General features: G+C 27.5%; 13 protein-coding genes and 1 tRNA gene. 12 read left to right on the forward strand and 2 right to left on the reverse strand.

Going from position 1 to position 13,367, the window contains the following annotated elements; translation table 11 throughout:
- Positions 1-5 precede the first annotated feature (5 nt).
- Complete coding sequence (recN, locus tag G324_RS0104930) at positions 6-1,652, forward strand: DNA repair protein RecN (RefSeq protein WP_025725282.1); 1,647 nt, start codon at positions 6-8, stop codon at positions 1,650-1,652.
- A 59-nt stretch (positions 1,653-1,711) separates the two neighbouring features.
- Here recN and G324_RS0104935 read toward each other — a convergent pair whose 3' ends face one another.
- Positions 1,712-1,894: a hypothetical protein gene (locus G324_RS0104935; protein WP_025725283.1), complete on the reverse strand. Its 183-nt coding sequence runs from the start codon at positions 1,892-1,894 to the stop codon at positions 1,712-1,714.
- Between the two features lie 68 nt (positions 1,895-1,962).
- On the opposite strand from G324_RS0104935, the gene dinB reads away from it, so the two are divergent.
- The 7 genes from dinB (at position 1,963) to G324_RS0104970 (ending at position 8,611) form a co-directional block, all read left to right on the forward strand.
- Positions 1,963-3,072, forward strand: coding sequence for a DNA polymerase IV (gene dinB / locus G324_RS0104940; RefSeq protein WP_162146917.1), 1,110 nt, complete (start codon positions 1,963-1,965; stop codon positions 3,070-3,072).
- 23 nt (positions 3,073-3,095) lie between these two features.
- Positions 3,096-4,364: a DEAD/DEAH box helicase gene (locus G324_RS0104945; RefSeq protein ID WP_162146918.1), complete on the forward strand. Its 1,269-nt coding sequence runs from the start codon at positions 3,096-3,098 to the stop codon at positions 4,362-4,364.
- Positions 4,324-5,208 carry a deoxyribonuclease IV gene (locus tag G324_RS0104950; RefSeq protein ID WP_025725286.1) on the forward strand — a complete coding sequence of 295 codons (885 nt, stop codon included), beginning with the start codon at positions 4,324-4,326 and terminating at the stop codon, positions 5,206-5,208. The genes G324_RS0104945 and G324_RS0104950 overlap by 41 nt, the downstream gene beginning before the upstream one ends.
- A gap of 65 nt (positions 5,209-5,273) precedes the next feature.
- The gene (locus tag G324_RS0104955; RefSeq protein WP_025725287.1) at positions 5,274-5,924 is read left to right on the forward strand and encodes a hypothetical protein; all 651 of its coding nucleotides are present in this window, start codon (positions 5,274-5,276) and stop codon (positions 5,922-5,924) included.
- Between the two features lie 115 nt (positions 5,925-6,039).
- Entirely contained in the window at positions 6,040-6,555 is a 516-nt protein-coding gene (locus G324_RS0104960) for an RNA polymerase sigma factor (RefSeq protein ID WP_162146919.1), read from the forward strand.
- Positions 6,552-7,628, forward strand: coding sequence for a hypothetical protein (locus G324_RS0104965; protein ID WP_025725289.1), 1,077 nt, complete (start codon positions 6,552-6,554; stop codon positions 7,626-7,628). Before G324_RS0104960 ends, G324_RS0104965 begins: the two co-directional genes overlap by 4 nt.
- Positions 7,629-7,693: 65 nt before the next feature.
- Positions 7,694-8,611, forward strand: a complete 918-nt coding sequence (locus G324_RS0104970) for an anti-sigma-I factor RsgI family protein (RefSeq protein ID WP_025725290.1) — start codon at positions 7,694-7,696, stop codon at positions 8,609-8,611.
- 137 nt (positions 8,612-8,748) lie between these two features.
- Here G324_RS0104970 and G324_RS0104975 read toward each other — a convergent pair whose 3' ends face one another.
- Positions 8,749-9,006 (reverse strand): metal-sensing transcriptional repressor, encoded by a 258-nt coding sequence (locus G324_RS0104975; protein WP_025725291.1) that lies wholly within the window; start codon positions 9,004-9,006, stop codon positions 8,749-8,751.
- Between the two features lie 142 nt (positions 9,007-9,148).
- On the opposite strand from G324_RS0104975, the gene argS reads away from it, so the two are divergent.
- The 4 genes from argS to G324_RS0104995 all read left to right on the forward strand — a co-directional run bounded on the left by argS (position 9,149) and on the right by G324_RS0104995 (position 13,173).
- A complete protein-coding gene (argS, locus tag G324_RS0104980) occupies positions 9,149-10,819 on the forward strand; it encodes an arginine--tRNA ligase (RefSeq protein WP_025725292.1) in 1,671 nt (556 codons plus the stop codon).
- A 1-nt stretch (position 10,820) separates the two neighbouring features.
- Entirely contained in the window at positions 10,821-11,864 is a 1,044-nt protein-coding gene (locus tag G324_RS0104985; protein ID WP_162146920.1) for a lysylphosphatidylglycerol synthase transmembrane domain-containing protein, read from the forward strand.
- On the forward strand, positions 11,861-13,066 hold the full coding sequence (gene mgs / locus G324_RS0104990) for an alpha-monoglucosyldiacylglycerol synthase (protein ID WP_025725294.1): 1,206 nt from the start codon (positions 11,861-11,863) through the stop codon (positions 13,064-13,066). Before G324_RS0104985 ends, mgs begins: the two co-directional genes overlap by 4 nt.
- A 23-nt stretch (positions 13,067-13,089) precedes the next feature.
- A tRNA-Leu gene (locus tag G324_RS0104995) sits at positions 13,090-13,173 on the forward strand.
- The last annotated feature ends 194 nt before the right edge of the window (positions 13,174-13,367 follow it).

The following is a 13,367-nucleotide window of genomic DNA, read 5'->3' on the forward strand; positions in this document are numbered from 1 at the left end:
TATTAATGTTACAACATTTAGAGGTTAAAAATTTTGCATTAATAGACGATTTAGATATCATTTTTGAACATGGCCTAACTGCGCTTACAGGAGAAACCGGTAGTGGTAAATCTATACTTTTAGAATCCCTTTCTTTATTGTTTGGAAAAAGATCAGACAGTGAGTTTATTAGAACAGGAGCCAAAAAAGCGATTGTTAAAGGCACATTCAAACTAAATACACATCAAATGAATTTACTTGAATTGCCAAATACAATTACCTTACTTCGCGAAATTGATTTATCTGGTAAACATGTTGTAAAACTTAATGATGAAATTATTACAGTTTCTAAACTAAAAGAAATTACTTCACATATTGGCCTTATTCATGGACAAAACGATACATTCCAATTACTAGATAAAGAAACTTATGTAAACTTTATTGATCAAATGGATAATGAACTAACCCAAAATCTAATTAATGAATATATGTTAAAAAGAAGTCTATACTTAGATGGTATTAAACATTTTGAATCATTAAAAAATAAAAAGAAAGAAACACAAGAAAGACTAGATTTTTTAAAATTTCAAATTAATGAATTAGAGTCATTTAACTTAAAAAAAGGTGAAAAAGACTTATTAGAAGAAAATGTCTCTAAGTTAAAAAATTATGATAAAATCATGCAATCTTTAAATATAGCTTATCAAACATTTGAAGGTCAAGCGTTTCAAACAGATGCTTTATATGATGCATATAAAGCCATTCAATCAATCAAATCATTTGATAAATCATATGAAGATGTAGCTAAAATATTAGAAGAAAGTTATTATAACTTAGAAGAATCAAGAAAACTTATTACTAACTTTTTAGAATTACTTGATTTTGATAGTGATTTATTTAATAACTATCAAGAAAGATTATATGAATTATCCAAAATTGAAACCAAATATGGAAAATCAAATGATGATTTAGTTACATATTTGGAATCATTAAAAGATGAACTTGAATTAAGCAGTGATTATGATGGATATTTAAAAAAAGCACATGAAAAAAATCTACTACTTTATAAAGAAGTATTTAAAATAGGTACAAAACTACATCAAGAACGTGTTAAATTATCCAAAAAATTAGAAAAATTAATTACAGAATCATTACATGAACTCGATTTAGAAAAAGCACAGTTTAAAATTGAATTTGATCAAATAACTGAGGGTATGCAACTTAAAGAAAATGGTTTAGATAGTGTGGAATTTCTAATTTCATTAAATGAAGGTGAACCATTAAAAGCACTTGCTAAAGTAGCAAGTGGTGGTGAAAAAGCTAGATTTATGTTTTCTTTAAAATCAATTTATGCAAAAAATAACTTATTAAGTTTGCTGGTATTTGATGAAATTGATATCGGTATTTCAGGAAAAACTGCCACAAAGGTAGCAAACAAAATGAAATCCCATGCTAAAGATATACAAATGCTTGTAATAACGCATCTTCCTCAGGTAGCAGCAAAGGCAGATCATCATTACAGAATATATAAAACTAAAGTAAATGATCGTATGCAAACATTAATTGAAGTTTTAGATAAAGATGCAAGAATATTATCAATTGCATCGATGTTAAGTGATGCTGAGATGAGTCACTTTGCAATTGAGCAGGCAAAAACCTTATTAAATATGTAGTATAATAAAAAAATGAACTTAAAAATATTTTAAGTTCATTTTGTTTTAAAGCGTTTCAATTAACTAAAAAAGTTTACTACTGCAATGATTGCACCAATTAAGATGACAAAAATTGTTCCAAAAATAATGATACCTATAATAATCTTACCCCAAAGAGACTCACTTGGATCTTTAAAGATTGCAGATTCCTTTTTTTCGACTACAGCGCTTGTTTTTTTAGATATGTTTTTCTTTTTTGCCATATTACCACTCCAAATCTTTTTATCTTTAAATATTATACTATATAATAGTAATTAAAGGAAGAAGTAACTTGAAAAAAACTTATAAAGTGATATTTCATATCGATCTAAATGCATTTTATGCCACGTGTGCAATGATAAAAGAACCCCATTTGAAAAAAAGGGTCTTTGTTGTTGGTGGGCAATCATCAGGTGCTAAAGGTGTAATATCAACAGCAAGTTATAAAGCTAGAAAATATGGAATACATGCTGGAATGAGCGTAATTGAAGCACTTAATTTATATCCTAGACTAATCATTGTTCCTGTAGATTTTAAATTATATAAAGAGATGTCACATAAATTTATGAATGTTTTAGATGAATATAGTCCTTTGGTTTTACAAGCATCTATTGATGAAGCATATTTAGATGTGACCCATCTTGCCCAAAACACACACCCTTTAAAGATTGCCAAAGAACTACAAAAAAAACTTGTAGACCAATATCTTCTACCAACAAGTATTGGTATTGCGCCAACATTATATTTAGCCAAAATGGCAAGTGATATTAAAAAACCTATGGGTATAACAATTTTACGTAAACGTGATGTTGAAAAAATACTTTATCCAATGGATATCTCAAACATTCATGGCATTGGACGTCAAACATATCCTAAACTTAAAATGTTAGGTATACATACTATAAAGGATTTTATGGACTTATCTAATCTAGATAAAATACTTAAAGTAATGAAAGAAAATAGTTATTACACATATAGAGAGTATATCTTAGGAAATAGTACAAATATCATAGAGCCTGATAAATATAAAGTTCCAAAATCTATTTCTGCAGAAACAACATTTCATACAAATATAGAAGAACCAACCTTCTTATTAGAAGAAATCAATAAACAATTAGATGAGTGTCTAGTGCGTCTTAATAAACATCAAATGTTAACTAAAACCATCGGATTTAAATTAAAAACATCTAATTTTCAAACAATAACCAGATCGGTTACAATAAATGATTATACAAATGACCCAGTAATTATTAAAGATCATTTACAGAGTTTATTTGAAAGTGAATTTGAAGAGGGAACATATCGCTTAGCTGGGGCACACTTAAATAACTTAATTGACAAAGAAAATGAAAAAATACCATTTAATCTATTCACTTATGAAAAGTTTATAGGTAAATCATGATATAATCATATAGGTGAAAAAATATGAATATTAAACAAATGCTTGAAAAATTAAATTATGAATCGCTCTCCCCAATTCAAGAAGCAGTAATCGATAAGTTTTATGAACCAAAGCATTTTGTAGGGCTTGCACCTACAGGTACAGGTAAAACACATGCTTATCTTTTTCCGATATTAGAAAATATAAAAAGAAATCCAAATGAAGTAGAAGCAATTATTTTACTTCCTACTAATGAACTTGTTTTACAAGTTGAACAAATGTTAGTAAATACAGATGGTGAAGTATCATATAAAGCTTATTACGGTTCAATGGATATGGATAGAGAAGCTAAAAGACTTGGTAATAGTCATCCTAATATTGTAATTACAACACCTTCAAAATTAATAGACTTAGTGATTCATAAAAATGCTTTAAATATTAAACATACAAAATATTTTATTTTAGATGAAGCAGACATGATGTTTGATGAAGATTTTATGAATTTAATAGACCCTGTATTAACAAACCAAAAAATAGATAAATTTTTACTGTTTTCTGCAAGTATGACTAAACAAATGGAACCATTTATATCTAAATACTTTGGTAATTACACGTTTATAGATACGACAAAAGATACAGTATTAAACATTGATCAATACTTATTAAAAGTAAGAGATAATAGACTAGAAAGTTTAAATGATGTCATGAAAAGAATTAATCCGTATCTAGGATTAATCTTTGTAAGTAAAAATGAGGACATAAAAACTGTTTATGAATATCTTCATGATAAAGGATATAATGTCATATCCTTCCAATCAGCATTAGGCGTTAAACAACGTAAACGTATTTTAGAAGATATTCATAATTTAAAATACCAATATGTTGTCTCAAGTGATTTACTTGCTAGAGGAATAGACTTTAAAGCAAGTCACATAATACACTATGATCTTCCTTATAAATTAGAGTTTTTCCTACACCGATCTGGTCGTACTGGACGGATGGGAGATTCTGGAGAAGTTTATACATTATATGATGAATTTGATCAAAATAAAGTAGATAAACTTAAAAATAAAGGTGTTGAATTTGTTACTGTTACATTAACACCTGATGGATTTAAAAAACCTAAGAAGAAATCTAAAACATATGATAAAAAAATTGCAAATGCAATTAAAAAAATTGGTAGACCTAAAAAGGTAACACCTGGTTATAAGAAAAAACATGCAGCGAAAGTAAAAGCAGCTATCAAAAAAATTAAGAAGGGTAGGTATCGTGATGCTGATCTTAGGAAGTCACGTCAGTCTAAAGGGGAATGATATGTTTTTAGGAAGTGTAAAAGAAGCACTTTCTTATAAAGCAAATACAATGATGGTATATACTGGTGCCCCACAAAATACAATAAGAAAACCAATTGATACCATGTTAATAAAAGAAGCGCATGCACTAATGAAAGAAAGTAATATTGACATTAATCATGTTGTTGTACATGCACCCTATATTATTAATCTTGCTAATCCAGATCCTGTAAAACGTGCGTTTGCTGTTGAATTTTTAACAAAAGAAGTTATACGTACAAGCCAAATGGGTATCAATCAAATGGTTTTACATCCAGGTTCTGCAGTTGGATTAGACCGTGTTGAAGCGGTTAATTGGATTGCAGAAGGGTTAAACGAAATCATTGAAAACACCAAAGAACTTAAGGTTAAAATAGCTCTTGAGACGATGGCTGGAAAAGGCAATGAAGTTGGTAGAACGTTTGAAGAAATTAGAGATATTATTTCAAAGGTTATAGATAAATCTCGAGTAAGTGTATGTTTTGATACATGCCACGTTCATGACTCGGGATATGATATTATTAATGATTTTGAAAACACACTTAAAAAGTTTGATGAAATTATAGGAATTAACTACATATCTGTTGTCCACGTTAATGATTCAAAAAATGAACAAGGTGCTAGAAAAGACCGTCACGAAAATATTGGTTTTGGCTATATTGGTTACGATGCACTGATGCATATAATTTATCATGAGGCTTTTAAAAATATCCCCAAAATATTAGAAACACCATATGTTGAGGATAATCCACCATATAAATTAGAAATACAAATGATTAAAGATAAAAACTTTGATCCTAAACTAAAAGATAACCTAATTAAATAGTTTATTGAATAATGTACTTATTCATGTTATAATTATATTTGCGAAAACTAAAGGAGTATTTATATATGGCAAAAAAATATCGTGCATTTGAGACGAAAATACATTGGTTAACATGGGTTGTAATGGCTGCAATCGTATTATCAATCTCTGTATTACTAATCGCACTACAACCATCAAGTAAAGATGTATTCTATGATTCATATTTTGTAAAAGCTACTGAACAAGATTTTCAAAATAAACTACCTAAATCAAATAACTTTGTTTTAGTTAATAGATTAGAAGATGGATTTTTAGGAATAAGTAAAGGTTTATATTCTAAAACTAATAAAGAAGACCAATTATCAATCATTTATTTTGGTTCACCTGAATTAGAAAATGGCAGTTCACATATTGCAAACGTTTATGCAAGATTATACGGTTCTACTAAAGTTGAACCTCAAATTCCTGCATCAAATTTAATTAACGAATTAGAAAATCAAGTTACCTTATACTATTTTGAAAATAATGTAACAGAGTTTACTAAAACATTAGAAAAACTCAATGAACATTATACAGATACAAATATTGTTGCAAACACACTACCATTTGTACTTGTTGTATTAAATGGTGAGGTTGTTGATTATGCTGTATTAACTGAAGCTAACATTCCGCTTCAATTAATGAATTTTTATCAAAGAGTTTTTGAAAACGAAAAAGTTTCAAACTTAATTCAATAATATGTAACAACATAAAATGAAAGACACTTCAGTAATTTTGGAGTGTTTTTTAATATATAATATGAATAGACCAATAAATACTACAAACCATTTGTATATTAGATGAGGGGAAGTTATGGATCCAATACATGACATTATTGAGGCGCTTAGACAAAAAAAATATGATGAATTTGATACATTTTACAACTTGACAAAAAACCAAGTATTTTACGCAATCATAAATATAGTCCATAATAAAGATCAAGCAGAAGATTTAATGCAAGAAACATATATAAAGTTTCTTGAAAAAATTGATCAATATAAAACAGGTGCTAATCCTTATGCATACTTATCAAAAATTGCTAGAAATCTAGCAATAAATTATTATAATAGAGAAAAAAAGATAACTAAGGATGATGAATTTTTAAATACTATACCATATATTGAAGAACAACAACCAGATGATGAAGATATATTTAAGATACTTAATTTACTGGATGATACAGAAAAAGAAGTTGTAACATTAAAAATTATCAATGATTTAAAATTCAGAGAAATTGCTGCAATACTTAAAAAGCCCCTTGGGACTGTTATATGGATTTATAATAAAGCAATTAAAAAGTTAAAAAACAAAGTAGGTGATGTTCTATGAAGAAAAAAGAATTAATAGAACTGATTAAAACTAAATCACTTGAAGTAGAGATAAAAGATTTAGGTGCAAACATTATTTCAAACATTAAAAATATACCTGAAAAAGAAAGCTATACTTTACCTAGAAAATCAATAAGACCAAAACTTATGTTATCAGCAGTTGTTGGTTTTTCACTTATATTAGTTTTACTGATGTTTTTATTAGTACCGCAAAATGAAATAGATTCAGAACCTCAATTTGAAAATATTGATAATGCATTAATGTTTAGTTCAATATCAAGTACATCATTATTAGAAAATATAGATCTGTATGATATGAGCCAAAATCTTTCTTCAATTAAAAAAACAAATGAGTTAAATAGTTTGCCTATTATTAATGACAGACTAGATAATATGAATAAATACTTAACAATGATTGAAAAACTGTATGTAAGTGATACCAATTTTAATAAAGAAAAACAGTTTAAGGATAATCAAAAAAATAATCAAAAAATAAAATTTAAATCCATTGATTTTCTTAATGAAGAAACAGTTTATGAATTGAATTATCAAAATATCTATACTAATGGAAACAATACTTTAAATTTAGAAGGTACTATCAAAGTAGATGATAATGAATATCTATTTAATGGTCGTAGTGAAAAAAATGAGAAAAATACTTTAAATATGCAAATTAATAAAAACAATCAAAACTATATTAAATTAACACATATGACTACAAAAGATAACACTAAATTTAACTATGAAATATTTGTTAATGACATATTAACTGAAAAGATAGATTTTATTATTAAGGATATTAGTCGTGAAAAAGAAGTTACTATAGTATTAGAAAAAGATTTATCAGTGACCACATATACATTCACAAAATCTCAAGAATCAAAGTCACCTATATTAAAAGTAAAATATGCAATTAATGAAAATACTTTAGAAGAATCAGGTAGTTTAATTATTCGAATTACAAATCAGTTCGGAGAAAATGGATATGCTATTTTAGTAAAACCTGATAATGGTAAACCATTTATGATCAATCAAAATAGAAATAATCATAAAAGACAAAACAACAAAATATAAAATATAAATAATTACCAATAAAACGAGCACCTGAATTGTATATTAGGTGTAAGGAGGAATTACTTATGAAAAAAATATTTAGTTTTATATTTCTAACTACAATTTTATTAGGTGTTATTGCATGTCAAAACACAACAAGAGCTCTTGATAGTTATATTACACTGGATATTAATCCAAGTATTGAATTAATTATCACGCCAAAAAATAAAGTGGTCTATGCAAATCCACTAAACGAAGATGCTGAAGTATTACTAGTTGATATTAATTTGGTTAGTAAAAATTTGGAGGATGCAATTGAAATAATCATTAATACATCTATTGAACTAGGATATATTAATCCGGAAAATGAAGAAACAATTGTAACTGTTAGTGCGATCTCAGAAGATAATAATATGGGTGAAATCATGCGTAATCGCATCAAAGAACACGTTAATGGATCACTTAACAAACATAATGTAAAGGGATTAGCTGTGGATAAATCTGAAAACAATTATGTTCCTGAATTTTTAGTAGAAGCAAGAAATTATGGAGTTAGTCCAGGATTCTTAAACTTAGCTAATAAAGCGGTTATTGCAGATGATACACTTACTCTTGAACAAGCCATTGAAATGAATGTAAATGAGCTACAAAGTGTTATTAAAAATGCGTTTGAAGAGCAAAAACAAATTGTTTTAGAAGTGCGTGATGAATTCCTAACACAAAAAGAAACTCTTAAATCAGAGTATTTACCTCAAATTGAAGTACTTAAAGCTGAAATATTAGATTTGGAAAACCAAATTGAAAACGAGACTGATGAAGCAGTAATTGGCGAATTAGAAGTGACTTTATCAGGTAAAGTTGAAATGCTAGAAGCTCTTGAATCTGAATTCAAAATAGAAATGACATCGATAAAAGATCAATTTATTGAATCTTCAAGATCAATTAAAGATGCTATAAAGGATTTAAATGAATCCTTGAGAAATCAATATAGAGGCAGAAAATAATAATATATAAACCTAGCGTTGACTCTCCCCTTTGATACGCTAATTAAACATCACACTACATTTGATGTAGTGCAAAAAAACCAAATCAACTTAAATCCCCATAAGTTTGATTTGGTTTTTATATTTATACATAATGATTAAAGTAATTTTTTTAATAAAAGATTAATTTCTTCAATTTTTTCCTTAGGATTTCCGGTTTGAATAGATTCTAATACACAAGTGTTTAAATGATTGGATAACAATTCTTTTTGAGCTTTCTTTAAAAGTGCAATAGATGCAGAAATTTGGGTAGATATATCTAAACAGTAACGGTCAGCTTCTGTCATTTTAATAACAGATTCAACCTGTCCTTGAGCAGTTTTTAAAATTCTTAAAATATTATTATGATCATGCATATGTCTTTACCTCACAATTTATCCCCATGGTGGGGGTTACTTTATTTTATCATAAGGTGTTATAATAATCAAATATTAGTTATTATCATATTGTGTGAAAATATATTATTTTTGGTATAATATGATAGATGGAGTTGATAATATGATTGAGACAATTAAAACGGATTTAAGACACTTATTAAAAAATGATTTAAATATAGAAAACGTTGTATTAGAAATGCCTAAAAGAGGTGACTCTGATTTAGCAATTCCTTTATTTGGATATCAAAAAACCTTAGGTAAAAAACTAAATGAAATATATGAACTATTTTCAAATGTATTAATAAAAAGTGATTATATTGATAGGGTAGAATTTATTGCAGGGTTTTTAAACATATATATTAAACGTGCACCCTTTTCTAAGCGTGTACTTGATAAAATACATAAAGAAAAATCTAATTTTGGTTCAAGAAATGATAACAATGAAACCATTGTAATAGATTATTCTTCACCTAATATTGCTAAAAGTTTTTCTGTTGGGCATTTACGTTCCACAGTCATTGGTAACTCGCTTAAACTAATTTATAAAAAATTAGGATACAATGTTGTTGGTGTAAACCATTTAGGTGATTGGGGCACACAATTTGGTAGTATGATTGTTGCTTATAAAAAATGGGGTAATAAAGAACTTATTCAATCAAATCCTATTGATGAGTTACAAAGACTTTATGTTAGATTTCACGAAGAAGCTGAAAAAGATCCATCTTTAAGTCAAGAAGCTAGAGATGCATTTTTAAAATTAGAACAAAATGATCCTGAATATATTGAACTATGGACTTACTTTAAAAATGAGTCACTAAAAGAGTTTAAAGAAATGTATGATTTACTTGATGTAACATTCGATAGTTATAATGGAGAAGCTTTCTATAATGATAAGATGGATGATGTTGTCAAGGAATTAGAAGAAAAAAACTTGTTAGTTGAAGATCAAGGTGCAATGGTTGTACGAATTAGTGAAGATCAGCCACCTGTCTTAATTAAAAGAAGTGATGGTGCTACATTATACACAACTAGAGATTTAGCAGCTTTATTTTATAGATTAAAAACCTATGATTTTAAAAAAGTCATCTATGTTGTAGGTAATGAACAAAAACTTCACTTTGATAACCTTAAGAAAGTAACTCAATTAATGGGTTATGATTTTGATATAGAACATGTTAATTTTGGTTTAGTCTTACAAGATGGAAAGAAAATGTCTACTAGAAAAGGAAAAACTACAAAATTAAATTATGTTCTTAATGAAGCTGTTTTAAAAGCCAAATCTGCGATAGAAGAAAAAAATCCATCATTAGATGATAAAGATAATGTTGCTAAAGTAATTGGTATAGGTGCAATAATCTTTAATGATTTAAAAAACGATCGAACATTAGATATAGAATTTAATTTAGATAATATGTTAAAGTTTGAAGGTCAAACAGGACCATACTTACTATATTCAATTGTTAGAATTTTTTCAATTCTAAAACAAGGTGAATTAGATTTTAACGAAGTAGACTATAAAATATATAATGATTCAAATTATTTTGGAATCATAAAAACATTAGATCAATTTCCGAATATTGTACAAAAAGCAGCAAATGAATCTTCACCTTCAGTGATAGCTAAATATTTATTAGGATTAAGCCAGGAATTCAATGGTTTTTATGCTAAAGTAAAAATTAATGACTCAAATGATGTTTTAAGAAATACGAATTTACTATTAATTGAATCCATCTTAAATGTTTTAATAGAAGGATTAAGACTGTTAGGTATGAAACATTTAGAAGCTATGTAATATGGAAAATAACAAACAAAATAAAACCAAAAATCTTTGGTTAAATGCTATTGTAGTATTTGTAATATTACTTATATTACTTACAATTGTTGGAAGTTTAAATGATATAGAGCAGATTTTTACGACCATAAAAACCTTATCGCTTAATTATGTGTTGATTGCAATTTTATTAAGCATTTTAAGTTTTCTAACACTAACTTTATCAAATTATATCGTATTGCGCGCACTAAACAAAAACATAAGTAAATTAACTGGGTTTTTTATAAATGGTGTTGAGCCGTTCTTTAATGGTATTACCCCATTTTCAAGTGGTGCACAACCATTTCAAATCTATTATTATAGAAAACATGGTGTACCATCAAATGAGGCAACCTCTGTTTTAATTGTCAATTTTATATTATTTCAATTAACATCGGTTCTTATATCAACTGTTGGAATTATTGTATTTTTCAATGATATTTTTAATGCAATGCAAAATAATATTATATATATCATCATTGGTTATTCAATAAATTCAATTATACTAGTAGGACTATTCTTATTAGCTTATGTTAAGAGTGCATATAAATTATTTGAGATGATTTTCATATTCTTTGAAAAGTTTAAAATATTTAAAAAGACATCATACAAACTTAGAATAAAAACTGAAAAGTTTGTCGGTGAGTTTCAAAATGGTGTAAAATTTTTATTCACTAAAAAACGTGTATTTGTTTTAAGTTCTTTAACTAAATTAGTAAGCCTTACTTTACTATATTCAACAACTATTTTTATTGTATTGGCACTTGGAAAAGAATTAGAAATTTACCAATATTTTTATATTTTCTTCATAAGTAACCTGGCTGTTACTACGATGATGTTTATTCCATTACCAGGAGCAAGTGGTGGTACTGAAATTGCTTTTAGCTTACTTATGGCAGGACTATTAAGTAGTATTGAAATTGTTTCAGTTATGTTAATGTGGCGTTTTGTTACATATTATTTTGGAATGCTACTTGGATTGATATCATTTATAATTTTAAAAACTAGGAGAGTGAATACCGATTGAAGATAGGAATTTTTACAGAAGCGTATTTACCACTAATTAGCGGTGTTGTAACTTCTGTTGTGAACTTAAAAGAGGGTTTAGAAGCACTTGGGCATGAAGTATACATTATTACGCCTAAAGCTCCTAAACAGAAAATTGAAAATGATCCATATGTGATTCGTCTGCCTGGAATTATTATTCCAAGAAAATCTCTTAAGGGATTTAGATTAGTACCTTGGGTACGTAGACATCTAAAAAAGATTAAAACTCTAAATTTGGATATGATTCATATTCATACGGAGTTTTCTATGGGAATATTAGGGCTTGCTGCTGTTAAAAAATATAAGATACCAAGTGTATATACGCTACATACAAGTTATCAAGATTACACGCATTATGTATCTAAAACTCTTACATATTTTGTACCAAATACAACAAAGGTCTTAGCTGGATTAATAAATAATCATTATACTAAAAAATGTGACATGACAGTTGTTCCAACTAAAAAAATTTATGATAAAATGATAAGGCTTAAACATGATGGGAGATTCACTATTATACCGTCAGGAATTGATTTAAAGCCTTTCTATAAAGAAACTTATACATCAGAGATGGTTAAAAACCTTAAGGATAAATTAGGTATCAAAGAAGATGAATTTATTGCAATCATTGTAGCAAGAATTGCAAAAGAAAAGTCAATAAAGGATTTAGTTGATGCATTTATTGAATTTCACAAAGCATATCAAAAATCTAAATTTATTATAATTGGTGATGGACCTGATAAAGCAGCTTTAGACAAAATTATTGAAAATAATCATGCTAAGGATTATATTCAAACACTTGGATTTATTAAACATAGTGAAGTTGGTTTATATTACCAAGTAGCTGATGTATTTTTAAATGCATCAACAACTGAAACACAAGGACTAACGTATGTTGAAGCACTTGCAGCAAGTCTACCAATTATTGTTAGATACGATGAGGTTTTTGATTCATTTGTTGAAGATGGTGTAAACGGTATATTCTTTAATAAAACAAGTGAACTAGTTAGTCACTTAAAGAGAATACAAGAACAACCAGAAATATTAAAAACATTATCAAAAAATGCACGCGATTCTGTATTACCATACTCTAAAGATACATATGCCAGAAGCATGTTAAAACTTTATGAAGAATTAATATTAGAAAATCAATTAAAAATTATAAATAAAAAGTTAAAGTAAGTAATAAAGGCTTGCTTTAATATCCCCGTGTGGCGAAATGGTAGACGCGCTTGACTCAAAATCAAGTAGTTCACACTGTGCTGGTTCGAGTCCGGTCACGGGGACCATATTTGCACAACAGTATTGATACAATAGTATCAACTATGAAGAATATGAAAATAGGGAGATAATCCCTTTTTTCTTTCAATAACACTAGTTTTTGAATCACTTTATGTATGTTAGTTCAGAACTTTTTAATTTTCATAGTCAATAAAAACACGAAAGGTCAATAAAAACACAAAAGGTTAAATCATTATCTGAT

It is taken from the genome of Acholeplasma granularum ATCC 19168 (assembly GCF_000526235.1).
GTDB lineage: Bacteria > Bacillota_I > Bacilli_A > Acholeplasmatales > Acholeplasmataceae > Acholeplasma > Acholeplasma granularum.